Source organism: Sphingopyxis sp. CR5 (genome assembly GCF_059693785.1).
On record NZ_JCATIE010000009.1, the window covers coordinates 142057 to 165201 of the forward strand.

Below are 23145 nucleotides of genomic sequence, written 5' to 3' on the forward strand. Positions count from 1 at the left end.
GCGCCCTAGACCGCGCGGGCGGGGGCGTCAAAATCTATTGCTGTCGGTCAGCCGGTGATCGCGGCGATCGCGTCGGTGGCAGCCATCGCGCCGCTGACCCACAGGAAGGGCAGGGCGAGCGCCGCGAGCCACAGGCGGCGGACATCGCGCCGGAAGCGTGCGTGAAGCCCCCAGCTTGCAAGCGATTGACGGCTGAGATGATACCAGTGGCGTTCCAGGACGCGCGCGGTCGGAACGGCAAGCGCCAGAAGCAGGATCAGGCCGACGATCGTCAGGGCCGAGGGCGCGCCTGCGGCAATCGCGCTCGACACGAGCCAAACCTGGAGGCCCGCGAAAGCAAGCAAGGCGGCGGCGGCGTGAACGGTCATGCGGCGACCCAGACTTCGTGCGGCGGGCACGCTGTGCGTCGTGCGCCCGATCGGACGCGATCCGAATGTCGATGCCATGTTTCAGCCTCCCCGGCTGGCGATTCCCAGAAGAACTCCAGGCTTTCAGCCGTAAATCCCCGTGTCAAGGGACGGTGGCACCGATTCGTTAATTTTATGAGTCGGTTCATCGCAAAATGCGGGAAAAAGAACCGGTCGAGCCCGAAACGGGCCCGAAGTCGCGATTCCGCGCTCAGGATTGCGGATCGGGCGTCGCGCCCGGCGGCATCGGCAAGGGCTGCGAGTCGGGCGCCGCGGCCGAATTCGCCGATGGCGGTGCCGGCGCTTCGCCATTCGCCTGTCGCTGGAGTTCCTCGGCGGCCCGCTGGCGTTCCTCGAGGGCCTTTTGCTCGGCGTCGACCGCTGCCTGCACTTCGGCCGCGGCTTCGTCGATCCCGGCCATGCGCTTGGCGCGCTCGTCGGCGATCATCGTCTGCCAGTCGGTCTTGTCCTTCGCCTGCCGTTCGGCGCGCGCGCCTTCGAGCAATTGCTGCGTGCATCCGGTGAAGCCGCCGAGCCCGACCGGCGAGCAGCTGTCGGTGCCGAAACGGCCGACGCGTTCCATCGCGACGACACGGTTGAGCCACGCCTGATTGCGCGGGTCGAGCGGATCGCCGCCACGGAATATCTGCGGCACGCGATAACGGTCGGATTCGGGAAGCCGGTTGCAGACGACGATTTCGTCGGGGCTGCTCTGTTCGCATTTGTCGTCGCCATAGACGATGACCTGATTGACCTTGTCGTTCGTCGCCCCGGCGGGGGCGTCCTGCGCGTGGAGCGGCACGGCAATGGCACCGGCGGCAAGGGTGATGGCGAGGAGGGGCAGGCGGGTCATCGATCGTTCCTTCGGTGGTTCGCAGCGAGCCTTGGCATCGATAGCCTGCACGCGCAGTGAACGCCACGGGCTTTCGGCGGACGTATCAGATACGCTTGGAAAGAGCGATGGCTGCGCGGCAACCCGCGCGGATCGCGAGGCTGAGCAGCGGATAGCCGGGCGCGCTTTCGGCGCCCGCGGCGAGCGCCGCCTCCTTATGCTCCAGTTCTTCGGCGCGAAAATCGGCGACCGCGTCGGAAAGTTCGGGGTCGCTGTCGCCCAATTCGGCGAGCTGATCGCGATAGTGCCTGTCGATCTCGGTCTCTACCGCAGCGGTGCAAGCCATTGCGGCGCGCGGCCCCATCGCCGCCGTCACGGCGCCGAGCGCGAAGCCCGCGACGTCCCACACCGGCTGCAGCGCGGTCGGGCGTACCCCACGCCGCGCGACCATGTTGTCGAAAAATGTCCGGTGCCGCTCTTCCTGCTCGGCCATGTGCGCGATTTCGCGCGCCATCGGGTGCCGGTCGCCCATCACCGCGAGTTGCCCGGCATAAATTCGCGTCGCCCCATATTCGCCGGCCTGGTCGACACGGATCATCGATGCGGTGCGGCGGTCGGGGCGGGGCGGCAGGTCGCTCATGCCGACGATGTGGGCCGGCGGCGGAGCAAGGTCAAGACGAGCGCCGCGCCGGCGAGCGAAAAGATCGCGTTGAACCCGGCAAGCGATACGCCGAAGACCGTCCATTGCGGCACGTCGCAGCGAATGATCGGCGCGGCCATGATGCTATCGAGCGTGACCGGTCCGCTCTGGGTCGTGCTGCACGTCGTCAACCCTTCCCAAAAGCCATATTCGACCCCGGCGTGGAATATGCCGATCAACCCGCTGATCGCGATCGCCACCGCCGCGAGGAGCGTGAGGGCGCGCATCGCGCGATCGTTCGCCCGCAGAAGAAGCGCGAGCAGGGCGAGCACGATCGCCGCCTGGTGCGGCCAGCGCTGCCAATAGCACATCTCGCACGGATAGAGGCCGAAGCCGAATTGCGACACGAGCGCGCCGCCATAAAGGGCGAGCGGAACGAGCAGCGCGGCGAGGGGAGCGGCGAGGCGCGAATTCAGCATGGGCGGATCCTGGGGATGGCGGGACGGGCGAGAAGACGCGATCTCCCGCTATCGTCCCGCAAGAACGGGGGCTGGAGATGGCTTTGCTGCGCCCGCGATGACGATGTCGTCTGCAATCGCAAGCGCGGCTAGTTGCGGCGCGTCGGCTTGGCCGCGGGCGCCTTGCCGCCCTGTGCCATGCGCGCGGCATTCGGCCCGATGCGGCCGATCGTTTCGAGCGCGTAGTGGAGCTGGAAGTCCTCGATCCCCTTTGCCTTCAGTTCCTCGGCGGTCGCGGTGAAGCGCGGATCGGGCTTGTCGTCCTTTTCGAGCAGACTGTTGTCGACCTTTTTCTCGTTGATCAAATGGCGGCGCAGATCGCTTTCGCGGAAGCTGGGGCGATCCTTGTAATCGGGATCGGAAAGCTGCGGCACGCGGATGTCCGGATCGATCCCGCCCTCCTGCACGCTGCGACCCGACGGGGTGTAATAGCGCGCGGTGGTCAGGCGCAGGGCGGTGGTATCGGACAACGGCAGCACCGTCTGCACCGATCCCTTGCCAAAGCTGCGCTCGCCCATGACCAGCGCGCGATGCTGATCCTGCAGGGCACCGGCCACGATTTCAGAGGCCGACGCCGATCCCTGGTCGATCAGCACGATGACGGGTTCGCCATGCGCCATGTCGCCCTTTTCGGCGAAATAACGTTCGATATCGCCCGTGCGGCGCCCGCGCTGCGAAACGATCTCGCCGCGGTCGAGGAAGATGTCGCTGACCCCCACCGCTTCGTCGAGCAGGCCGCCCGGGTTCGAGCGCAGGTCGATAATCCAGCCGCGCGGCGTGTGGCCGAGCGATTTTTCGACCGAAACCATCGCGGCCTTCAGATCGGTGCTCGCATCGGCCGAGAAGCTGCTGATGGTCAGGACGCCGACATCGTCCTTGACCTCCCACTTGACGGGCTTGAGGTCGATGATCTCGCGCGTGAGATTCATCTCCAGCGGCTTGTCCTGACCCTCGCGCACCACGGTGATGTCGATCTTTGTGCCCGGCTTGCCGCGCATCTGTTCGACCGCCTCGTCGAGGGTGAGGCCGAAGATGAGTTCGCCGTTGATGTGGGTGATATAGTCGCCCGCCTTGATCCCGGCCCGGTCGGCGGGGGTGTCTGCGGTCGGGGCGATCACCTTTACGACGCCGTCTTCCATCGTCACCGACAGCCCGAGCCCGCCATATTCCCCGTCGGTCTGGGTGCGCAGGTTCGCAAAGTCGCTGGCATTGAGATAGCCCGAATGCGGGTCGAGGCTGGCGAGCATGCCGTTGATCGCGCCGTCGATCAGCTTCTGATCGCTCACCGGTTCGACATAATTGGCCTTAACCTCGAGCAGCACGTCCATGAAGCGTGAAATCTCGTCGGTGGTCGATGCGTCGACGGTCGCCATCGCGCCCGTCGCGAGCGGAACGAGCGCCAGCGTGCTGAGCGCGGCGGCCCCCTGCCACAAGGCGAAGCGACGCTTGGGAGAGGTGGCGGCTTTGGTCGAGTCGGTCATGCGTGTCTTTCAGGTCGAACGGTTTATCGGCGTATACGCCCCGCCGCGCCATCCTCCAACGGCTTTCGGACGGCGTCAAGCGGAGTGTCCCGATAGCGGCTGTCGGTCGAACGCCGGGTTAACGGGCCGTCATCCCAGCATCGCTGCGACGTCGACCGGTCGCCCGGCGCGGCGCAGCTCGATCGTGATGCGACTGTCGTCCGACCCCGCGCGCCCGACCGGAGTGCCGGCATCGAGCGTGTCGCCGACATCGACCGACAGCGCGATCATGCCGGTGAGCAGCGACGTCCAGCCGCCGCCATGATCGACGATCACGATCTTGCCATAGCCCTTGTAGTCGCCGGCGAAGCTGACGCGCCCCGGCGCCGGGGCGACCACCTGCCCGCCGGGGCGGGCGGCGACGGTGATCCCGCGCGAGCGCACCCCGCTGTCGTTGACCTCGCCCAGCCCTTCGACGATGCGACCGACGACCGGCAGGCGATAGGCGCCGCGTGCCAGCTCGACGGGTTGCGCGACGGGTGCGGCGACAAGGGCGTGACTCGTTTCGGGGTCGCGCGGGCGGGGCAGCGGCCCGGCCAGCGCCGCAAGGTCGGCGCGAACCGCGGCGTCGGTTTCGAGCGCGTCCATCAGGTCGACGATGTCGCGTGCCTTTTCCCCCAGCCCGAGCGCGCGGTCCGCCTCCAGCCGGGCGCTGCTCATCAGTTCGCGCGCATGGATGCGCCCCTCGTTCTCGAGCCGGGTCAGCTCGTCGCGGCGGCTCGACAAGTCGGCCTGGCTCGACGCCAGCGCCTGCAGCGCAACCGTCTGTTGCCGCCGGGTTCGGCGAAGGTCGGACAGTTCGGCCCGAACCCCGGCGGTGCGGCGTTCGATCACCGGCATCACGGCGTCGAGCACTGCCCGTGCATGGACCATGTCGCGCAGCGAACCGGGCTGCGCGAGCACCGTTACGGGCGGTTGGCGCGACAATTGCTGGAGCGATGCGGCCAGTTCGAGCAAGGGCTGTTGCTGTTCGGCGAGCCGCGCCTGCTGGGCTGCGAGGCGGCGCCCAACCAGCGCGACGCGCGCCTCGCCCGCGTCGATGTCGGCTTCGGCCGACTGGATGCGAGCGGCGAGCGCCGCGCTGCGCTTTTTCAATCGATCGGCCGCGTTCGTCGCCTTTTGCGCCTGGATTTCCAAGGTCGCGCTTCGCGCCATCGCGTCGGCCGATTGCTTTTTGGCCGTGACGAGCTGTTGGCGTTCGCGCGCCGCGATCGCTTCGGGATCGAACACGTCGTTCGGTGCCAGCGCCAGCGCCCCGCCCATCATCGAGGCGGCAAGCGCCAGCCCTGTGATCGCACGCCTCATTGGCGTCCCTCGCGATGATAGGGGTGGCCGGCGATGATGCTCGTGGCGCGCCACAATTGTTCGGCGAGCATCGCCCGCGCCATCAGGTGCGGCCAAGTCGCTCGGCCAAAGGCGATCACCTTGTCGGCGCCCTCTCGCTCGTCGGGGGTAAAGCCGTCGGCGGCGCCGAGGCAGAAGCGCGCCTCGCGCACTCCGGCGTCGCGCCAGCTTTCGAGCAATTTGGCAAATTCGAGCGACGACATCTGCTCGCCGCCTTCGTCGAGAAGGATGGTACGGCTATTGTCCTGCGCGGCGGGCACGCGCCCGCCGGTGTCTGGGAGTTCCGAAATCTTTTGCGCCCAGTTGACGCGCTTCATGTAGCGCGCAACCAGATCGGCCTCGGGCGAGCGCCCGATGCGCCCCCGCGCGATGATGTGCAGCAACATGACGTCTTCGTTCACCTTCGGTGAAAGCGGCACCAGCCCGCTCCCCCTCCCGGCCTTCCTCACGATAGTAGCCTATGGGAGGCCGGGAGGGGGAGCGGGCTGGTGCCGCTTCTGTTCGGGCTCTAGACCGAACAGACCAAAAACGTCAATTTGCCGCCGCGACCGGCGGTGCGTCGCCGAACGACCACATGCGCTCGAGGTTGTAGAAGCTGCGCACCTCGGGCCGGAACAGGTGGACGATCACGTCGCCGGCGTCGATCAGCACCCAATCGGCGTTGGGCAGCCCTTCGACGCGGACGCTGCGGCCCGCCTCCTGCTTGATCCGCTGCGCCAGCTTGTCGGCGATCGCCGAGACATGGCGCGTCGACCGGCCGCTCGCGATCACCATATGATCGGCGATGCTGCTCTTGCCGGCAAGCGGGATGGAAATGACTTCCTGGGCCTGGTCCTCGTCGAGTTGATCGAGGATCAGTGCGTGGAGCGAATCCACGCTGTCGTTGGCGGGTGCGGCGCTGGGCGCGGCATCCTTGTTGGCGGCTATCAAGCGGGTCCTTTCCTTTCGCCGTCGCCGATAGGCGAATGCGTCAACGGGTCGCGCAGGGCGCGGCCAGCATAGCGTTCGTACCAGCGGGGATTGGCCTGCCGTATAGCGGTTGCGGATCGCACGTCGGGCGAAAAACGCAGGAACACGAGGGCAGGCGGTCTCCAGTCCGTCCAATGAGCTTTCTGGTCCGCGGGCCGGACGAAGCGCCGCAGCCAGCCCATCGCCTGTGCGGCGTGGGTGCGGCCATTATAGCCCGGACGCGCGATAACCGCAATCGGCATCAATCGCGCGATTTCCCGCCAGTCGCGCCAGCGGGGCAGCTGGACCAGATTGTCGGCGCCCATGATCCAGATGAAGCGCCGATTCGGGTAGCGGCGGATCAGCTTCTTCAGCGTGTCGACCGTGTAACGCGTGCCGAGTTCGGCCTCGATCGCGGTCGCACGGATCGGCGAGCGCCGCGCCATGCGCTGCGCCGAGGCGAGACGCGCGGCAAGCGGCGCCATGCCCGCCTGCGGCTTCAGCGGGTTCCCCGGCGAGACGAGCCACCATAATTCGTCGAGACCCAGCGCGTCGACCGCATTCAGGCTGATCGCCCGGTGCCCGCCATGCGCGGGATTGAAGCTGCCGCCGAGGAGGCCGGTGGTAATCACAGCAGGGTTTGCCAGTCGCTGCGGTTGTGGACGAGGCGGAGCAGTATGATCGCGTCGTCGTGGACCATATAAAGGAACAGGAAAGCGGTCCCGGCGATCGGCCATTTGCGGATACGCGTGCCGTCGATGGCCGGGCCGATCCGCGGATGGGCTTCCAATTGGCCGGTCGCGACTGCAATCCCGCGTAGCAGTGCGGTTTCGACGTCGGGATCGATCGCAATATCGGCCGAACGGAAGACGTCGTCGCGAGCGTGCGGCGTCCAGTGAAGGCGCATCAGGCCGCTCTACGTGCCGCCAGCCGGGCCTCGATCTGGGCCATTACCTCTTCGTGCGGAATCAGGCGTCCCGCCGCGACATCTTCGAGCGCCGGTTCGACCAACTCGATATATTCGAGTTCGCGGGCGGTCGCCTGTTGCAACAGACGCGCGATCACCCACGCACGACTGCGCTCGTGAAAGGCGGCGATCCGGTCGAGTTCGTCGAGCATCGCATTTTCGACGCGAGCGGAAATGACGGTCTGCTTGCTCATAAGGGCACTGTATCATTTGTATACAAATGATTCAAGGCCGCGCCTGTCCTGTGCCCCGGACCTGCCATTTATAGGTCGTCAGCCCCTCGAGCGCGACCGGGCCGCGGGCGTGCAGGCGGCCGGTGGCGATGCCGATTTCGGCGCCGAGCCCGAATTCGCCGCCGTCGGCGAACTGGGTCGAGGCATTGTGCATGACGATCGCGCTGTCGACTTCGGTCAGGAAACGGTCGGCGGAGGCGGTATCCTCGGTGACGATCGCGTCGGTGTGGCGGCTCGAATGCGCGTCGATATGCGCGAGGGCGCCATCGAGGCCGTCGACCATCGCGATCGACACGATCGCGTCGAGATATTCGCTGTCCCAGTCGCTCGCGTCGGCGGGGGTGACGTGTGCGGCGAGCGCAGCAATGTCGCGGTCGCCGCGCACTTCGCAGCCGGCGGCGGTCAGCGCGTCGACGATCGCGGCGGGATCCGGATAGGCGCGGTCGATCAGGATCGTCTCGGTCGCGCCGCAGATGCCGGTACGGCGCATCTTGGCGTTGACGGCAAGCGTCACGGCGGTTTCGGGATCGGCGGCGCCGTCGATATAGGTGTGGCAGATGCCGTCGAGATGCGCGAGCACGGGGACGCGCGCTTCGTCCTGCACGCGCGCGACGAGCCCCTTGCCGCCGCGCGGAACGATGATGTCGACCAGGCCCTGAGCGCGGAGCAGCGCGCCGACTGCGGCGCGGTCCTGTGTCGGGACGAGCTGCACCGCGTCGGCGGGAAGCCCCGCCTCGGAAAGGCCTGCCGCCAGCGCGGCGTGGATCGCGCGGTTCGAATGCACCGCTTCGCTGCCGCCGCGCAGGATCACCGCATTGCCCGACATCAGCCCGAGCGCCGCGGCGTCGGCGGTGACGTTGGGGCGGCTTTCATAGATGATGCCGATCACGCCGAGCGGCACGCGGACGCGGCTGAGCAGCAGCCCGTTGGGGCGTTCGACCCGGTCGATCTCGGCGCCGACCGGATCGGGGAGTGCGGCGACCGCATCGACGGCTCCGGCGATCGAGCTTAGCCGGTCTTCGTCGAGCCGCAGCCGGTCGAGCATCGCCGAGGTGAGCCCGCCTGCTTCGCCTGCCGCCATGTCCTTTGCATTCGCCGCAAGAATCTCCGCAGCCTGCACGCGAAGCTGCTGCGCCGCAGCCTTCAGCGCCGAGGCCTTTTTCGCCGTCGGGGCCGTTGCCATCCGCTTTGCGGCCGCGCGTGCACGCGCGCCCATGTGGGCGATCAGCGCGTCGGCGTCGAGAAGGGGCGGCGGCGAAAGGGTGTCGATGGTCATGGGCGCGCCCTATCACGCTTTGCGGCGGCGACGAAGCCCCGTTGCGCGGCGGCGCGCGGCGCTCTAGGCAGGGCGGCATGAGCGGGGATATCGAGGGCATCGGTGCGGCGGTCACCGCGGGACTGGCGGCGCGCGCGATCGAATCGCGGCATGGCGAGGGCGGTCCGGGCTATGCCGGCACACGCTGCCTCAATTGCGGGACCGTGCTCGCGGGTTCGCATTGCCATCATTGCGGTCAGCGTGCCGATGTGCATCGCAGCTTCGGCGCGATCGGGCATGACCTTGTCCACGCGATTTTCCATTTCGAAGGCAAGCTGTGGAACACGTTGCCGCTGCTCGCCTGGCGGCCGGGCGACCTGACGCGGCGCTACATCCACGGGGAGCGCGCGCGGTTCATCTCGCCGCTTGCGCTGTTCCTCTTTGCGGTCTTCCTGACCTATGCGGTGCTGACGGCGGTCGGCGCCGGGGGCGGCTTTAGCGAAGAATTGAACAGGGTGGCGGCCGAACAGACGCGGACCAATGCGGTCAAGTCGAGCCTGCAGGACGAGGTCGATCGCATCGATACGCGGCTCGCGGGCAAGGGCCTGTCCGCCGAAGATCGCCGAACGCTGCTCGACGAGCGCGAGACGTTGCAGAAGAGCGCCGATTACCTGGGCGTAGCGCGTAGTCGCAGCAAGGCGGAACGCGAGGCCGAGCGGGCAAAGGGGCCGCCGGTGCTCGACGACCCGGTCGAACAGGTGACGACGAGCACCCGGTTCGTTGCGGTCAACAAGGTCGATACGGGGGTGCCCTTCATCGATCACGGGATCAAGAAGGCGCTCGCCAATCCCGGGCTGATTCTGTATAAATTACAGGCGAATGCGTACAAGTTTGCGTGGGCACTGATCCCGCTGTCGCTGCCTTTCATGTGGCTGCTCTATCCGTTCAGCCGGCGCTTTCACACCTATGACCATTTCGTTTTCGTCACCTATTCGATCAGCTTCGTGCTGCTCTTGTTCGTGGTCGTGCGGTTGTTGAATCTGACCATCTTTGGCGAACTCGCGACCTTTTTCGCGATGCTCTATATGCCGTTCCACATGTACCGGCAGCTTCGCGGCGCCTATCGCTCGTCGCGTCCGGGCGCGATGGTGCGGATGAGTCTGCTGTTGTTTTTCAGTCTCTTCGCGATGATCGCCTTTCTGCTGCTGCTGCTCGCGCTGGGGGCGATGGGCTGACGACCGCCGCGCGCCAAATCGTAACAATGCCGGGTCACACCGGAAGAGTATGAAGGAGGAGCGCAATGCACAGGTCATGGGCGGAACTGGACCGGCGGCAGTTGATCGCGCTGGGCGGCGGCGGGCTCGCCGCGCTGTCGATTCCCGGCGCGGCGGCGGCGGCAATGGCGCAGGGCTTCACGCACGGCGTCGCGAGCGGTGAACCGGGAGCCAATTCGGTGCTGCTGTGGACGCGCTATGCGGCGGCGTCGAATACGACGCTGACCGCCGAACTGTCCGAAAGCGTCGATTTCGTGCGCGTCGTCGGTGGCGGCACGGTGACGGCCGCGGGCGAGCGCGATCATACCGCGAAGATCGTCGTCGACGGGCTGCATCCCGGCCGCTGGTATTATTATCGCTTCGTCGCGCCCGATGGCAGCATGTCGCCCGTCGGCCGCACCCGTACGCTGCCCGTCGGGTCCACAGCCGCCTTCATGCTCGCGCTCTTTTCCTGTTCCAACATGCCGTTCGGCTGGTTCAATGCCTATGGCCATGCCGCCGCGCGGCAGGATGTCGACCTGCTGGTCCATGTCGGCGACTATTTCTATGAATATAAGGTCGGCCAATATCCGACATTGAAGGAAATGGTGGCCGGGCGGACGATCCAGCCCGACAATGAGTGTATCGCGCTCGCCGACTATCGGCTGCGCTACGCCGCCTATCGCAGCGATCCCGATCTCCAGCGGTTGCACACGCTGTTCCCGATGATCGCGCAGTGGGACGATCACGAACTCGCGAACGACGCGTGGAAGGGCGGGGCGCAGAACCACCAGCCGGACGAGGGCGAATGGAGCGTACGGTCGGCGGCAGCGGAGCGCGCCTATCGCGAATGGATGCCCGTCGCCGACACTCGTTGGCGCCATTACGAGATTGGCGACCTCGCGACGATCTTCCTTCCCGAAACGCGGCTCACCGGACGCGACAAGCAGTTTTCCGTCGGCGCGATCGTCGAGGGGGCAAGCGATCCCGCCGCGGCGCTCAGGCGCTTTCGCGAGACCGACTATATCGACCCCGCGCGCCAGATGCTTGGTAAAGACCAGGAACGCTGGCTCACCGACGCGATCCGCGCGTCGGTGAAGGCGGGCAAGCGCTGGCAGGTCTGCGCGCAGCAGGTAATCATGGGAACGACCTATAGCCCGCCCGAATCGGCGGGGTGGTTCGGCCCCGATGCACCCGACTATGTGATGGACCGGGTAAGGACCGCGAAGATGGTCGCCGACGCGGGGCTGCCCTACAGCTTCGATGCCTGGGACGGCTATCCCGCGGCGCGCGACCGGCTGCTCGGCGCGGCGCAGGCGGCGGGTGCCAACTTCGTCTCGCTCGCGGGCGACAGCCACAATGGCTGGGCGTTCGACCTGCCGCACGACGGTCGCCCGGCCGGGGTCGAGGTCGCGGGGCACAGCGTCAGCTCGCCGGGGATCGAGTCGGCGGCGAAGGGGGCGAGCGATGCCGACCGGGTCGCGGCGCTCCGCCGCTCGTCGCCGCAGCTGCGGTGGGCGAACACCGAACGGCGCGGTTATGCGACCGTCGCGCTGACGCCCGAGCGGATGACGGCGAACTGGCATCTCCTCGATACCGTCGCGCAGTCCTCGCGCACGCTTGCGGGCACGCACAGCATGACGGTGCGGCCCGGACGCAATGTCTATGACGAAAGCTGACGCGGCCTGCGCCGAGGGGGCTTGACCAATTCATATCCCGATGGTTATGGATAAACCATAGCCAAAGGGTTATGAATTGACATGATCGAGACTCGCGACCTTCTCTTCCGGGCGCTCGCCGACCCGACCCGCCGCGCGCTGTTCGAGCGCTTGTGCGAGGGCGGCGAGCAGAGCGTCGGCGCGCTCACCGTGCCGTCGGGCATTTCGCAGCCCGCGGTGTCGAAGCATCTCGCGGTGCTGCGACAGGCAGGGCTGATCGCGGGGCGGCACGAAGGGCGCCAGTCCTATTATCGCGCGCAGCCCGCGGCGCTCGCGCCGCTGGTCGACTGGACCGGGCGGATGACGCGCTTCTGGGAAGCGCGCTTCGACGATCTCAACGATGTGCTGAAAAGGATGGATCAATGACCGACGCCGCCGCCGCAACGCGCTCCGTGATCGTCGAGCGCGAATTCGCCCACCCGCCCGGAAAGGTCTGGCGCGCGCTGACCCAGCCGCACCTTGTCGCCGAATGGCTGATGGCGGGCGACGTCGCGCCGACGCCCGGCCATCGTTTCGCTTTCGGCGCCGACTGGGGCCATGTCGATTGCGAGGTGGTCGAGGTCGAGCCCGAACGCAGGCTGGCCTATAGCTGGGACGGCAAGGGGCTCGAAAGCGTCGTGACCTGGACGCTGACGCCGACCGCGACGGGAACCCTGCTGCGCATGGAACAGACCGGCTTCGCGCCCGACAACAAGCTGGCCTATCACGGAGCGAAGGCCGGCTGGCCCCGCTTCCTGAGCGCGCTCGATGACCTGCTCGCGCGGGTCGACTGACGAAGGGAGACGATATGAACTGGAATGGCGCAATCCGTCAGCTACACCGCTGGCTCTCGATCCTCTTTACGCTGGTGGTCGGGGCGATCTTCCTGACCCTCGCGCTCGGCCGCGAGCCGGTGCAATGGGTCTATTACCTGCCGCTCGGCCCGCTGGCGCTGATGACGCTGAGTGGACTGTGGATGTTCTTTCTGCCCTATCGGGCGCGGCGCGCGTAGGAGCGGCAGGATGGCCGACGAAGACCGGAGCGCGTCCGACGCGATCGACGCGAAGATCGCGAAGCTCGGCGACTGGCGGGGCGAGACGCTCGCGAAGATGCGCGCGCTGATCCACGCCGCCGAGCCCGAAGTCGTCGAGACGGTAAAATGGCGCAAGCCCTCGAACCCGCTCGGCGTCCCGGTGTGGGAGCGGGGCGGCATCTTGTGCACGGGTGAAACCTATAAGGACAAGGTCAAGCTGACCTTCGCGCGCGGCGCGGCGCTGGACGATCCGGCGGGGCTGTTCAACTCGAGCCTCGACGGCAATACCCGCCGCGCGATCGACCTGTTCGAGGGCGACGACATCGACGCGGAGGCCTTCAAGGCGCTGGTGCGCGCGGCGGTCGCGGCGAATGCGGCGAAGGCGCCGCGGACGTAGGGCGGCTGCTCCGCACCTTGTGGTCCCTTACCCCAACGTCATCCCGGCGCAGGCCGGGATCTCGCCGGTGCGTAAAACCGTTGGGGTGAGATCCCGGCCTGCGCCGGGATGACGGGTAGGGGATAGTCCGCTCCTACCCCCGATCCGCCGTTCACGAATAGGGCGGCGCATCCTCGAACTCCGCGAACCACGGATAGTCGTCCGCGACNTTGGGGTGAGATCCCGGCCTGCGCCGGGATGACGGGTAGGGGATAGTCCGCTCCTACCCCCGATCCGCCGTTCACGAATAGGGCGGCGCATCCTCGAACTCCGCGAACCACGGATAGTCGTCCGCGACGCTCGCGGTGAAGTCGGGCGCGCGCTTTTCGAGGAAGCTTGTCACCCCTTCGGCGGCGTCGGAGCTGCGTCCGCGTGCGAAGATGGCGCGGCTGTCCCAGCGGTGCGCGCTCATCGGGTGCGGCGCGCCGAGCATCCGCCACAGCATATGGCGAGTAAGCGCGACCGAGACCGGCGCGCTGTTTTCGGTCAGTTCGCGCGCTTTGGCGATCGCCGCGTCGACCAGCTCGCCGGGCTTGTGGACCGACTGCACGAGCCCCTTTTCATGCGCTTCCTGCGCATCGATCAGGCGACCCGAAAAGCACCAGTCGGTCGCCGCGGCGATGCCGACGAGTCGGGGCAGGAACCAGCTCGACGCTGCTTCGGGGACGATGCCGCGGCGGGCGAAAACGAAGCCATAGCGCGCGGTCTCGCTGGCAAGACGCGCATCCATCGACAGTGTCATCGTGGCGCCGATGCCGACCGCCGCGCCGTTGATCGCGCCGAGCACCGGCTTCTTGCTGTCGAAAATGCGCATCGAGACGCGCCCGCCCGAATCGCGGATCAGCGGGTGCGACCAGTCGATCGTGCCGTCCTCGGCGACCGGGCTCGCCGCGATGCCGTCGGGCAGCGTCGCCGCCTTGTCGGTCCGCTTGTCGTAATCGAAGGTCGAGGCACCCTGGCCCAGGTCGGCGCCGGCGCAATAGGCGCGGTCTCCGGCCCCGGTAAAGATCACCGCGCGCACGCTGTCGTCGGCGTCGCATTCGTCGAGCGCGGCGACGATCTCGAGCATCATTTCGGTGGTGAAGGCATTCATGCGGTCGGGGCGGTGCAGCGTCAGCAGCGCGATACCTTCGTGCCGGTCGAGGCGAATCTGGTCGAAGCTCATAGGTCTCTCTCCCTTTCTGGGTCGGCGCTACCGTTGCAAGCGGCGGGCATCAGCGCAAGCATAAGTTGACGTGGACGTAAGCGTAAACCGGGCGATGAGGTCGATGATGACGCGGCCGCACTTTGCCGCTATAGCGCCGCCATCGCCCCCGGCGCCGGCCTCTTCCTGAGTCGCCTGCCGCCGGGGTCATTCTTTTGGTTCCGGCAGAAAGTCTAACGCCATGGCCCGTCGCCGCCAGATTTACGAAGGCAAAGCCAAGATCCTGTACGAAGGTCCCGAACCGGGGACGCTGATCCAGTATTTCAAGGACGATGCGACGGCGTTCAACGCGCAGAAGCGCGGAACGATCAACGGCAAGGGCGTGCTCAACAACCGCATTTCGGAGCATGTCTTTACCCTGCTGGGCCAGATCGGCGTGCCGCACCATTTCGTTCGCCGGCTGAACATGCGCGAACAGCTGATCCGCCAGGTCGAAATCGTGCCGATCGAGGTCGTCGTGCGCAACGTCGCCGCGGGCTCGCTATCGAAACGGCTCGGGATCGAGGAAGGGACGCAGCTGCCCCGTACGCTGATCGAATATTGCTACAAGGACGATGCGCTCGGCGATCCGCTGATCGCAGAGGAGCATATCGCCTGCTTCAACTGGTGCAGCCAGGACGAGCTTCACGACATTCAGGACATGGCGATCCGCATCAACGATTTCATGTGCGGGTTGTTTGCGGCGGTCGGTATCCGGCTGGTCGATTTCAAGCTCGAGTTCGGACGCCTGTACGAGGGCGACTACAGCCGCATCATCCTTGCCGACGAGATCAGCCCCGACGGCTGTCGCCTGTGGGACATGGCCACGAACGAAAAGCTCGACAAGGATCGCTTCCGCCGCGACCTGGGCGGCGAGGTCGAAGCCTATCAGGAAGTCGCGCGGCGGCTGGGCCTGATGCCCGAAGGCGGCGACAATGCGGTGCTCGACCTCGAGACGCACCGGAAGAAAAAGGGCAGCTGAGGCCCGAGAAAAAGACGGCGCCCCCGCGAAGGCGGGGGCCGCTGGAGATGTTGCGCCATGCCGATTGCGGCCCCCGCCTTCGCGAGGGCGGCGATCCTTCTCAAATATTGATGCTCGTCGGGATCAGGCTGGGCTGCAGATAGGGATAGGGCTGACGCCGCCGGGCGTTGCGCGCGACGATCGTCGCCTCGACATTGGCAAGCGCACCCTTGAACCATGCAAGCGGGCCTTCCGGGCCGGTGACGCGCGGGTCCTGGAACCACGCCGGATAGGGGAAGCTGTTGCTGCGATAGTCGCCGAGCGGCCGGTAATGCACCGATCCGAGCAGCTCGAGCACGTTCAACTGTTCGAGCGCGAGCGCCACCGGGGGCATCATCGCCAGCCAGCCGGGCTTGTCCTGTCCGCCCTGACGTGCCGGCGTCGACTGCCATGCGGCGCCCGTGACGGCCGGGGCAAAGGCCATGATGTCCTTTTGCGGGAAATTGACCGCCGCGTGCTGCGCGCTCGCAGTGAACATCAGCATCGTACAGACGTCGACAAGGTCGGCACGCGACGCGACGGGGCCAAAGCCCCTGATCTTCGCTTCGCCGGCAAGGCTTTCGGCCCAGGCGGCAAGTTCGGTGTCGTCGGTGACGTCGGTGTCGCTGGCATAATAGAGCGCGACATATTGGCTGGCCCACTCGCGGATCGCATTCCAGACGAGCAGCGCATCGTCGCGGTAGGGATAGTCGGTGAGCGCGGACGTCACTCCGACCCCTCGCGCGGCCAGGTCGGCCGGCAGCATCTTGCCCCGGAAATCGAAGGCGAGGCGGTCGTCGGCCGCGGCCTTCTGGCTCGACGCGATCGTTCCGGCGAAGATATGATCGATCGGCCCGTCGGCGGCGATGAGCGACGTCGCGGCCTGTTCGTTGATGAACAATGTACCTTCGAAATGCGGAACGAACAGCGCCCACAGCGGATGCGTCGCGGCGAGGTGGCGGTGCGTGGCGACGGCGAACGCCTCGATGACGAGGTGGGTGCGCGCAAGATGGGTGAAGAGTTCGTGATAGTTGCCATCGGCGACCTGCACGACCAGCTTCGCCATTTCCCAGCCCCAGCCGGCATCGGCGGCGGGCGAGGGGGTGAAGATCGGATTGGCGGCGGGGTCCTGCCCGCACTGGATCGCAACCGGTACCAGCGACGCGCCGCCTGGCGGTATCGCAAACAGGGCGATCGGCCGTGCGACATATTTGGCAAGCGTCCCATACGTGCCCGGCGTCAGCACCGAAAGCTCGCTGTAGTCGAGCAGGAAAAGCCGCCCTTCGGCGAGCGCCGCGGCCAGCGTATCGCCTGCGACCACGGCTTCATAACGCGCGGAATCGAACGGGAAATTGGCCTGAAGTTCGTCGCCGACCGCCGCAATGAGCATGTTGTTCGGACCTTGTACGCGGAGCCGCGCAAAGGTCGCGTCGTCGATAAAGTCATAGGCGATCCCGGGAACGGGCAGCGTTTTGAACAGCGCGCGATAGGCGTCGAGGCTGCGTGGCGTGGCGCTGCCCAGCCCCGCGACTTCGGTCGCGCTGACCTTCATCAGCTCTTCAAGCCGTTGGCGATGACCCTCAAGCCGCGCGATATCGGCGTCATGCTCTGCGGCGGCCACCCTGTGCTCGACCGCGTCGACGATCCCGCCCAGGACGGCATGGCCGGTGGCGGTGCCGTGGCCCGTCGCGACGTGCGCGGTCGAGGCCTCGATCGCATCGCATTCGGCGATCGCGGCCTCATATTCGGCGCGGTGTCCGTCGAGTTCGCCCTTGTCGACGCCGCCGAGCTTCACCGCCAGCGCGTTGCGCACGATGGCGAGGCCCACGCCGATCAGAATCGCGAACCACGCGATCGTCGGCTCGTCGGCCTTTGGCACGTCGGTCGCGAGGGGGACGCCGGGCAGCGTCGGAACGTCGGTCGTCCAGACATAGACTTTTTGCGTTGCCGCAAGCTGGGCGGCGCGCGCCGCCTGGCCGGCGGGCGTGTCCTGCTGAGGCAGGGTCGGGGTAGCGGGCGGAAGGATCGCGCCTTCGACGGGCGTGGGAGACGTAAAGGCGGGTGACGGGACGGACATGGCAAGGCTCCTGCGCGGCTTGATCGCGGCGGGAGATCGCAAAACATGGTTAATATTTGGCAAGTCGACTCTGGCGGAAACCTGTTTACCCCGATGAAAAATCGGCGTTCCTTTGCTTAACGCCTGTTTTACTTGTGTTTGTTATCCGAAGTCCATGTCGGGGGTTTTCACATGGGCGAGGCGGCGGTTCTTTCCGCCGATTCCGGAGGCGATCCGGGACGATGTCGCGATTCTGCGCGCCAATCGTATCGAAACGCTGACCCCGATGTTGTTTCTGACCCTCGCGGCCACGACGCCGACCGCAATCTATGGCGGCGTTCCGAGCGTGCATCCCCTGATTCGCGTGGGTTTCCCCGTGATTCTTGCGGTCGTTTGCCTCTTCGGCTTTGCCGTGCAGATGCAGTTTCGCGGACGCCGGATGAGCCCGCGCCGCGCGCGCCGCGTGATCAAGGAGGCGACCCTGCTCTCCGGCGCAATGGGAGCGATGTGCAGTAGCTGGACTGTGGTCAATTGGCTCGCGGCGCCGCCCGAGGCCCACAGCTATTATGCGATGATCATGGCGATGGGCTCGCTCGCCACCGCTTATTGCCTGTCGTCGGTCCGCTTCGCGACGATCGTCAACCTGGGTATCGGCCTCGTCCCGATCGCGCTGTTGATGCTGACGTCGGGACATCCGCCAGAGATCGCGGCGGGGACCAGCCTCGTCGTCGCGACGGCGTTTCTGCTTCGCCTGATCCTGCAACAGCACGGCCAGCTCATCAACCTGCTCCAGCTCCAGCACCAGATGCGCGACCTTGCGCATACCGATCCGCTGACCGGCCTCGCCAATCGTCGGGATTTCGACGTTCGGCTGGACGAGGAAATCGCGGCCGCGGGACCGGGGAGCCGGTTTGCGATCGGGTTGCTCGACCTCGACGGCTTCAAGCCGGTCAACGATCGCTACGGTCATGCGGTCGGCGACCTCCTGCTTTGCGAAATCGCCAACCGGTTGCTGGCCGCGTGCGGCGACGACGCGTTCGTGGCGCGCCAGGGCGGCGACGAATTCGCGATCCTCGTGCGGGCCGGGTCGCCGCTGCTCGCTTCCTCCTTTGCGGACCATATCCTCGCAGCGCTGGCACGGCCGTATCGGCTGGACGGCCATGTGATCCAGGTCGGCGCGAGCATCGGCATCGCCGAATGGCCCGGGCATGGGGCGACCGCGAAAGCGTTGTTCGATGTCGCCGACCGCGCGCTCTACGCCGCCAAGGCTGCCGATCGCCCCGACATGTCGTCCGTCGAAAGCATAGACCGCGTGGCTTGACCCTGCCGGGCAGGGGGGCCAAACCCTTGGCATGACCATTTTTTCGTTCCGGCTGACCGCCATCCTGCTGTCGCCGTTCGCTCTCCTTGCCACAGCTGCTGCGAGCCCATCCGCCCCGCCGGTTCCGGTCAACCCGCAGACTGCGGCGGCAAAGGCGTGGAATTATGCGGCAAGCGATGTGGCGGTCGATCCGAACGTCGTCTTCGGCGTGCTCCCGAACGGCATGAAATATGCCCTGCTGCATAATGAGACGCCCAAGGACAGCGTGATTATCCGCATGCGGTTCGACGTCGGCAGCTTCGACGAGGCCGACGACCAGCGCGGCCTCGCCCATTTCCTCGAACATATGGCGTTCAACGGATCGACCCACGTGCCGGAGGGCGAGATGATCAAGCTGCTCGAGCGAAAGGGGCTGGCGTTCGGGGCCGACACCAACGCCTCGACCGGCTTCGACCAGACGGTGTACAAGCTCGATCTCCCCAACGCATCGGACGACCTGATCGATACCGGGCTAATGTTGATGCGCGAGACCGCGAGCGAATTGACGATCGCCCCCGATGCGGTCGACCGCGAGCGCGGGGTGATCCTGTCCGAGCGCCGCGCGCGCGATACCTATAAACTGCGCAACCTGGTCGACCAGTTCGCCTTTGCGATGCCCGACATGATCGTCGACAAGCGGCTGCCGATCGGAACCGAAGAGGTGATCCGCACCGCGCCGGCCTCGCGCCTGCGCGATCTCTACGATCATTATTATCGTCCCGAGCGCGCGACGCTGGTGATGGTCGGCGATTTCGATCCCGCTGCGGTCGAGGCCAAGATACGGGCGCGCTTTGCCGACTGGCAGGGACGCGGGCCGGCGGGCCCCGAACCCGATCTGGGGTCGATCGACTATGCCCGGGCATCGGCCGCCGACGATTTCGTCGATCCCGCGATCAACGACGGGGTCACGATCGCCAGCTTCAAGCCGTGGGTCGACGAACCCGACACCAGGGCGAAGCGCGCGCGCCATCTGGCCGAGGAGGTCGGCGAGGCGATCGTCAACCGCCGGCTCGCCAAGCTGGCGCTTGCAGAGGATTCGCCGATCCTCTCCGCCTATGTGAACGATCTGGAGGGCTGGAAGACCTTCGACATGGTCACGGCGGGTGCGGTGGCGAAAGAGGGCGCCTGGAAGGACGCGCTCGCGATGGTCGAACAGGAGTATCGCCGCGCCGTCGAGCATGGCTTTACCCAGGCCGAGGTCGACGAACAGCTTGCGACGCGGCGCACCGCGCTCAAGACCGCGGTCGCCGGGGTGACCACGCGGCGCAGCGAGGCGCTTGCCGACGTCCTCGTCAATGCCGCCGACGGCGATTTCGTGTTCGTCCGCCCCGAAACGACGCAGGCGCTGTTCACGGCGACCGAGCCGTCGCTCGACGCCGCGCGCGTATCCGAGGCGTTCCGCAAGCGCGTGTCGGGCATGAGCCCGCCGCTGGCGCGTGTGACGAGCAAGACCGCGATCGATGGTGGGACCGACGCGATCCTTGCCGCGTTCAAGGCGTCGCAAGCGGTCGCCGTCACCGCACCGGTCGCGGCCGAAAGCACGGCCTTCGCCTACACCGATTTCGGTAAGCCGGGGCGCGTCGTTTCCGACGAACGTGTCGAGGATCTGGGCATCCGCCGCATCCGCTTTGCCAACAATGTGATGCTGAACATCAAAAGGACCGATTTCCAGAAGGACAAGGTCTGGTTGTCGGTGCGCGTCGACGGCGGAACCCTGCTCGCGACGCGCGACGATCCGACGAAGGTTGCGCTCGCGGGTTCGCTGAGCGTTGGCGGCCTGGAGGCGCACAGCTATGACGATTTGCGCACGATCTTCGCCGGCAAGACCGTCGCGCCCAGCTTCGGCGCCGATATAGATGCGTTCGGCGGCAAGGCCGTGACCTCGCCCGAGGATTTCCGGCTCCAGGCGGATTTGATGGCCGCTTATGTCACCCATCCGGGCTATCGTGCCGACGGCCTCGCGCTGATCCGGCGGGTGCTGCCACAGCGTTATGCCGCGAACGACGCGACGCCGGCCGCGGTGATCGGGCGCGATGTCGGCGGCATCCTGGCCAACGACGATCCGCGCGCTCAGACCCCGCCACTCGCGACACTGATGACCCGCGACTGGGACCAGCTCAAGCCGGTCATCGCCGACAGCCTGGAGCATGGCGCGATCGAAATCGGGGTTGTCGGCGATATCGACGAACAGGCCGCGATCGACGCGATCGCCGCGACCTTCGGCGCGCTGCCCGAACGCCGCGCCGCCTTCGATCCGCGTGCGGCGTCGCGCCTTCGCCAGTTTCAGGCCGACACGAGCGAGCGTACCCTGATTCACAAGGGGCCGGCCGATCAGGCCGAGGTGCGCGTCTATTGGCCCGCGCGCGACGACAGCGACCTTGCCGAATCGATGCGGCTGACCCTGCTCGCCCGCGTGATGCAGCTCAAGCTGACCGAGGAACTGCGCGAACGGCTCGGGGAAACATACAGCCCCGGCGCGGCGGCAAGCCTGTCGGACGATTTCCCGAAGTTCGGTCACATCTTCGCGGCGGCCAACGTCGATTACAAGGATATCGCAACGACCCGCGCGGCGATCCTTGCGATCGCGAAGGATCTGCGCGAGCAGCCGGTCGACGCCGACCTGCTCGACCGCGCACGGCGACCTTTTGTCGAGGCGCTTGCCAAGGCGCGGCGCGAGAACAGCTATTGGATGAATTATGTCGCCGAAGCATCGTCGCATCCCGAACGGCTCGATCGCAGCCGCCACGCAATCGCCGAAGTCGAGGCGGCGACGCCGGCCGACTTGCAGCAACTCGCCGATCGCTACCTCGTCGATGACAAGGCGCTGGTGATCAAGGCGGTGAGCGATAAAGCGGGGAAATAGCGTCGGAGACGAACTGCCGTCCCTTCCACTATAGATATATGGGGCGCCCGGGGCTTGCTTCAAGACCCGGGTGCCCGCGTAAGAGTCTGGCCCTCGAATCGAACATAACGAGGTGACAGATGCAGTTTTCGAACCATGACGTCGTAATTGCGGGCGGCGGGCCGACCGGGCTGATGCTCGCTGGCGAGCTGGCATTGGCAGGGGTCGATGTCGCACTTGTCGAGAGGCGGCCCGACCAGTCGGTCGAAGGGTCGCGCGCCAGCGGATTGCATCCGCGCTCGCTGGAACTGCTCGACCAGCGCGGGATCGTCGATCGCTTCGTCGAACAGGGCGAGAAGCATCATGTGATGGCGTTCGCGGGCACGATCCTCGACGCAAGCGACAGGCCGACCCGGCACAATTACACGCTGGGCCTGTGGCAGGCGAAGATCGAGCGCGGCCTTGCCGATTGGGTCACGGAGCTGGGCGTTCCGATCCTTTATGATTGCGAGGTGACGGGGTTCGCGCAGGATGCCGATGGCGTCGACGTGGCGCTGCACGATGGCCGGTCGATGGGCGCGGCCTATCTCGTCGGATGCGATGGCGGACGCAGCCTTGTGCGCAGGCAGGCGGGGATCGACTTTGCGGGCTGGGACGCGGACATCAGCTACCTGATTTTCGAAGGCGAGATGGCCGACGAACCGGCGTGGGGTATCCGTCATGGCGACAAGGGGCTCTATGCGCTCGGCAAGCTCGAAGACGGCCGGGTGCGCGGCGTCGTGACCGAGCCCGAACGGGTTCAGGGGCCGGCACCCGATCTCGGGGCGCTGCGCACCGCGCTCGTCGCGGCCTATGGCTGTGATTTCGGCGTGCACGGTGTGACATGGCTGTCCCGGTTCACCGATGCGGCGCGGCAGGCGACCGCCTATCGCGCGGGCCGGGTGCTACTGGCGGGGGATTCGGCGCACGTCCATTCGCCGGTCGGGGGGCAGGGGCTCAACATCGGGTTGCAGGATGCGGTGAACCTGGGCTGGAAACTTGCGCTCGCGGTAAAAGGCCTTGCCCCCGACGCGCTGCTCGATAGCTATCACAGCGAACGCCATCCGGTCGGCGCGGCCCTGCTCCAGCAGACGCTCGCCCTTACCGCCCTCAACCGCGGCGACGCGCGATCGGGCGCCCTGCGCGCCATGATGGCCGAAACGATGCAGATGGACGAACCGCGGCGCCAATATGCGGCGACGATGTCGGGGCTCGATGTCCGTTATGACATGGGGAAGGGACACGAACTGCTCGGGCGGCGCGTCCCGGATCTCGATCTGATCACCGCCGACGGCCCGGCGCGGCTGTTCGCGATGATGCACGATGCGAAACCGCTTCTGGTCAATTTCGGCGAGGCAGGCCGCGTCGATCCGGCCGGATATGCGGCGCATGTCCGCTGCATCGATGCGCAAGCCGAAGGGGTGTGCGAGCTGCCGCGGGCGGGCATCGTCGCGCTTCCGGAGGCGATGCTGGTGCGTCCCGACGGGCATGTCGCCTGGACCGGCGACGCAACGGCGGACGGGCTGGCGCCAGTGCTGCAAGGCTGGTTCGGCGCGCCGGGCTGACCCTCGGCCGCCGGCCC

Annotated in this window: 24 protein-coding genes; 10 read left to right on the plus strand and 14 right to left on the minus strand. The window is 66.7% G+C overall.

Annotated features, from left to right (window positions below):
- Nucleotides 1-47 precede the first annotated feature (47 nt).
- The 12 genes from AC58D2_RS14925 to AC58D2_RS14980 form a co-directional block, all read right to left on the minus strand.
- Nucleotides 48-446, minus strand: a complete 399-nt coding sequence (locus AC58D2_RS14925) for a hypothetical protein (RefSeq protein ID WP_497391701.1) — start codon at nt 444-446, stop codon at nt 48-50.
- Between the two features lie 172 nt (nt 447-618).
- A complete protein-coding gene (locus AC58D2_RS14930; RefSeq protein WP_497391703.1) occupies nt 619-1260 on the minus strand; it encodes a hypothetical protein in 642 nt (213 codons plus the stop codon).
- A gap of 85 nt (nt 1261-1345) precedes the next feature.
- Nucleotides 1346-1879: a demethoxyubiquinone hydroxylase family protein gene (locus AC58D2_RS14935; RefSeq protein ID WP_497391705.1), complete on the minus strand. Its 534-nt coding sequence runs from the start codon at nt 1877-1879 to the stop codon at nt 1346-1348.
- Complete coding sequence (locus tag AC58D2_RS14940) at nt 1876-2358, minus strand: disulfide bond formation protein B (protein ID WP_497391707.1); 483 nt, start codon at nt 2356-2358, stop codon at nt 1876-1878. Before AC58D2_RS14940 ends, AC58D2_RS14935 begins: the two co-directional genes overlap by 4 nt.
- 128 nt (nt 2359-2486) lie before the next feature.
- Complete coding sequence (locus AC58D2_RS14945) at nt 2487-3878, minus strand: S41 family peptidase (RefSeq protein ID WP_497391709.1); 1392 nt, start codon at nt 3876-3878, stop codon at nt 2487-2489.
- 129 nt (nt 3879-4007) lie between these two features.
- The gene (locus tag AC58D2_RS14950) at nt 4008-5222 is read right to left on the minus strand and encodes a murein hydrolase activator EnvC family protein (RefSeq protein WP_497391711.1); all 1215 of its coding nucleotides are present in this window, start codon (nt 5220-5222) and stop codon (nt 4008-4010) included.
- Nucleotides 5219-5647, minus strand: coding sequence for a 23S rRNA (pseudouridine(1915)-N(3))-methyltransferase RlmH (locus AC58D2_RS14955; RefSeq protein ID WP_497391788.1), 429 nt, complete (start codon nt 5645-5647; stop codon nt 5219-5221). The genes AC58D2_RS14950 and AC58D2_RS14955 overlap by 4 nt, the downstream gene beginning before the upstream one ends.
- 145 nt (nt 5648-5792) lie before the next feature.
- Nucleotides 5793-6191, minus strand: a complete 399-nt coding sequence (rsfS, locus tag AC58D2_RS14960; RefSeq protein ID WP_497391713.1) for a ribosome silencing factor — start codon at nt 6189-6191, stop codon at nt 5793-5795.
- Nucleotides 6188-6841 carry a nicotinate-nucleotide adenylyltransferase gene (locus tag AC58D2_RS14965; RefSeq protein WP_497391715.1) on the minus strand — a complete coding sequence of 218 codons (654 nt, stop codon included), beginning with the start codon at nt 6839-6841 and terminating at the stop codon, nt 6188-6190. Before AC58D2_RS14965 ends, rsfS begins: the two co-directional genes overlap by 4 nt.
- Nucleotides 6838-7116, minus strand: coding sequence for a type II toxin-antitoxin system RelE/ParE family toxin (locus tag AC58D2_RS14970; RefSeq protein ID WP_497391717.1), 279 nt, complete (start codon nt 7114-7116; stop codon nt 6838-6840). Before AC58D2_RS14970 ends, AC58D2_RS14965 begins: the two co-directional genes overlap by 4 nt.
- Nucleotides 7116-7370, minus strand: coding sequence for a CopG family ribbon-helix-helix protein (locus AC58D2_RS14975; protein WP_497391719.1), 255 nt, complete (start codon nt 7368-7370; stop codon nt 7116-7118). Before AC58D2_RS14975 ends, AC58D2_RS14970 begins: the two co-directional genes overlap by 1 nt.
- A 31-nt stretch (nt 7371-7401) precedes the next feature.
- The gene (locus AC58D2_RS14980) at nt 7402-8685 is read right to left on the minus strand and encodes a glutamate-5-semialdehyde dehydrogenase (RefSeq protein WP_497391721.1); all 1284 of its coding nucleotides are present in this window, start codon (nt 8683-8685) and stop codon (nt 7402-7404) included.
- A gap of 77 nt (nt 8686-8762) precedes the next feature.
- Between AC58D2_RS14980 and AC58D2_RS14985 the strand changes: the two genes are divergently transcribed.
- The 6 genes from AC58D2_RS14985 to AC58D2_RS15010 all read left to right on the plus strand — a co-directional run bounded on the left by AC58D2_RS14985 (nt 8763) and on the right by AC58D2_RS15010 (nt 13044).
- Nucleotides 8763-9899, plus strand: a complete 1137-nt coding sequence (locus AC58D2_RS14985) for a DUF3667 domain-containing protein (protein ID WP_497391723.1) — start codon at nt 8763-8765, stop codon at nt 9897-9899.
- Between the two features lie 65 nt (nt 9900-9964).
- Complete coding sequence (locus AC58D2_RS14990) at nt 9965-11596, plus strand: alkaline phosphatase D family protein (RefSeq protein WP_497391725.1); 1632 nt, start codon at nt 9965-9967, stop codon at nt 11594-11596.
- An 81-nt stretch (nt 11597-11677) separates the two neighbouring features.
- A complete protein-coding gene (locus AC58D2_RS14995; protein ID WP_497391727.1) occupies nt 11678-12001 on the plus strand; it encodes an ArsR/SmtB family transcription factor in 324 nt (107 codons plus the stop codon).
- Nucleotides 11998-12408: an SRPBCC family protein gene (locus AC58D2_RS15000; protein ID WP_497391729.1), complete on the plus strand. Its 411-nt coding sequence runs from the start codon at nt 11998-12000 to the stop codon at nt 12406-12408. The genes AC58D2_RS14995 and AC58D2_RS15000 overlap by 4 nt, the downstream gene beginning before the upstream one ends.
- 14 nt (nt 12409-12422) lie before the next feature.
- Nucleotides 12423-12626, plus strand: a complete 204-nt coding sequence (locus tag AC58D2_RS15005; RefSeq protein WP_497391731.1) for a hypothetical protein — start codon at nt 12423-12425, stop codon at nt 12624-12626.
- A 10-nt stretch (nt 12627-12636) separates the two neighbouring features.
- Nucleotides 12637-13044, plus strand: a complete 408-nt coding sequence (locus tag AC58D2_RS15010; protein ID WP_497391733.1) for a DUF1801 domain-containing protein — start codon at nt 12637-12639, stop codon at nt 13042-13044.
- 280 nt (nt 13045-13324) lie between these two features.
- On the opposite strand, the gene AC58D2_RS15015 is transcribed toward AC58D2_RS15010, so the two are convergent.
- Nucleotides 13325-14248 carry a crotonase/enoyl-CoA hydratase family protein gene (locus AC58D2_RS15015; RefSeq protein ID WP_497391735.1) on the minus strand — a complete coding sequence of 308 codons (924 nt, stop codon included), beginning with the start codon at nt 14246-14248 and terminating at the stop codon, nt 13325-13327.
- 220 nt (nt 14249-14468) lie between these two features.
- Between AC58D2_RS15015 and purC the strand changes: the two genes are divergently transcribed.
- On the plus strand, nt 14469-15248 hold the full coding sequence (gene purC / locus AC58D2_RS15020) for a phosphoribosylaminoimidazolesuccinocarboxamide synthase (protein ID WP_497391737.1): 780 nt from the start codon (nt 14469-14471) through the stop codon (nt 15246-15248).
- A gap of 100 nt (nt 15249-15348) precedes the next feature.
- On the opposite strand, the gene AC58D2_RS15025 is transcribed toward purC, so the two are convergent.
- The gene (locus AC58D2_RS15025; RefSeq protein WP_497391739.1) at nt 15349-17343 is read right to left on the minus strand and encodes a lipoxygenase family protein; all 1995 of its coding nucleotides are present in this window, start codon (nt 17341-17343) and stop codon (nt 15349-15351) included.
- A gap of 154 nt (nt 17344-17497) precedes the next feature.
- Here AC58D2_RS15025 and AC58D2_RS15030 point away from each other — a divergent pair, with 154 nt between their 5' ends.
- The 3 genes from AC58D2_RS15030 (at nt 17498) to AC58D2_RS15040 (ending at nt 23128) form a co-directional block, all read left to right on the plus strand.
- A complete protein-coding gene (locus AC58D2_RS15030; protein ID WP_497391741.1) occupies nt 17498-18643 on the plus strand; it encodes a diguanylate cyclase domain-containing protein in 1146 nt (381 codons plus the stop codon).
- Nucleotides 18644-18674: 31 nt separating this feature from the next.
- Nucleotides 18675-21545: a M16 family metallopeptidase gene (locus tag AC58D2_RS15035; RefSeq protein ID WP_497391743.1), complete on the plus strand. Its 2871-nt coding sequence runs from the start codon at nt 18675-18677 to the stop codon at nt 21543-21545.
- A gap of 119 nt (nt 21546-21664) precedes the next feature.
- Nucleotides 21665-23128, plus strand: a complete 1464-nt coding sequence (locus AC58D2_RS15040) for an FAD-dependent monooxygenase (RefSeq protein WP_497391745.1) — start codon at nt 21665-21667, stop codon at nt 23126-23128.
- Nucleotides 23129-23145: the final 17 nt, after the last annotated feature.

Bases quoted from the DNA above. Each gene is read 5' to 3' on its own strand.
- purC (WP_497391737.1), top strand. From the start codon at position 14,469: ATGGCCCGTCGCCGCCAGATTTACGAAGGCAAAGCCAAGATCCTGTAC.
- AC58D2_RS15025 (WP_497391739.1), bottom strand. From the start codon at position 17,343: ATGTCCGTCCCGTCACCCGCCTTTACGTCTCCCACGCCCGTCGAAGGC.
- AC58D2_RS15005 (WP_497391731.1), top strand. From the start codon at position 12,423: ATGAACTGGAATGGCGCAATCCGTCAGCTACACCGCTGGCTCTCGATC.
- AC58D2_RS14940 (WP_497391707.1), bottom strand. From the start codon at position 2,358: ATGCTGAATTCGCGCCTCGCCGCTCCCCTCGCCGCGCTGCTCGTTCCG.
- AC58D2_RS14985 (WP_497391723.1), top strand. From the start codon at position 8,763: ATGAGCGGGGATATCGAGGGCATCGGTGCGGCGGTCACCGCGGGACTG.
- AC58D2_RS14990 (WP_497391725.1), top strand. From the start codon at position 9,965: ATGCACAGGTCATGGGCGGAACTGGACCGGCGGCAGTTGATCGCGCTG.
- AC58D2_RS14945 (WP_497391709.1), bottom strand. From the start codon at position 3,878: ATGACCGACTCGACCAAAGCCGCCACCTCTCCCAAGCGTCGCTTCGCC.
- AC58D2_RS14970 (WP_497391717.1), bottom strand. From the start codon at position 7,116: ATGCGCCTTCACTGGACGCCGCACGCTCGCGACGACGTCTTCCGTTCG.
- AC58D2_RS14955 (WP_497391788.1), bottom strand. From the start codon at position 5,647: ATGTTGCTGCACATCATCGCGCGGGGGCGCATCGGGCGCTCGCCCGAG.
- AC58D2_RS15040 (WP_497391745.1), top strand. From the start codon at position 21,665: ATGCAGTTTTCGAACCATGACGTCGTAATTGCGGGCGGCGGGCCGACC.
- AC58D2_RS14995 (WP_497391727.1), top strand. From the start codon at position 11,678: ATGATCGAGACTCGCGACCTTCTCTTCCGGGCGCTCGCCGACCCGACC.
- AC58D2_RS15035 (WP_497391743.1), top strand. From the start codon at position 18,675: ATGACCATTTTTTCGTTCCGGCTGACCGCCATCCTGCTGTCGCCGTTC.
- AC58D2_RS14925 (WP_497391701.1), bottom strand. From the start codon at position 446: ATGGCATCGACATTCGGATCGCGTCCGATCGGGCGCACGACGCACAGC.
- AC58D2_RS15010 (WP_497391733.1), top strand. From the start codon at position 12,637: ATGGCCGACGAAGACCGGAGCGCGTCCGACGCGATCGACGCGAAGATC.
- AC58D2_RS15030 (WP_497391741.1), top strand. From the start codon at position 17,498: ATGTCGGGGGTTTTCACATGGGCGAGGCGGCGGTTCTTTCCGCCGATT.
- AC58D2_RS14935 (WP_497391705.1), bottom strand. From the start codon at position 1,879: ATGAGCGACCTGCCGCCCCGCCCCGACCGCCGCACCGCATCGATGATC.
- AC58D2_RS15015 (WP_497391735.1), bottom strand. From the start codon at position 14,248: ATGAGCTTCGACCAGATTCGCCTCGACCGGCACGAAGGTATCGCGCTG.
- AC58D2_RS14950 (WP_497391711.1), bottom strand. From the start codon at position 5,222: ATGAGGCGTGCGATCACAGGGCTGGCGCTTGCCGCCTCGATGATGGGC.
- AC58D2_RS14930 (WP_497391703.1), bottom strand. From the start codon at position 1,260: ATGACCCGCCTGCCCCTCCTCGCCATCACCCTTGCCGCCGGTGCCATT.
- AC58D2_RS14980 (WP_497391721.1), bottom strand. From the start codon at position 8,685: ATGACCATCGACACCCTTTCGCCGCCGCCCCTTCTCGACGCCGACGCG.
- AC58D2_RS14975 (WP_497391719.1), bottom strand. From the start codon at position 7,370: ATGAGCAAGCAGACCGTCATTTCCGCTCGCGTCGAAAATGCGATGCTC.
- AC58D2_RS15000 (WP_497391729.1), top strand. From the start codon at position 11,998: ATGACCGACGCCGCCGCCGCAACGCGCTCCGTGATCGTCGAGCGCGAA.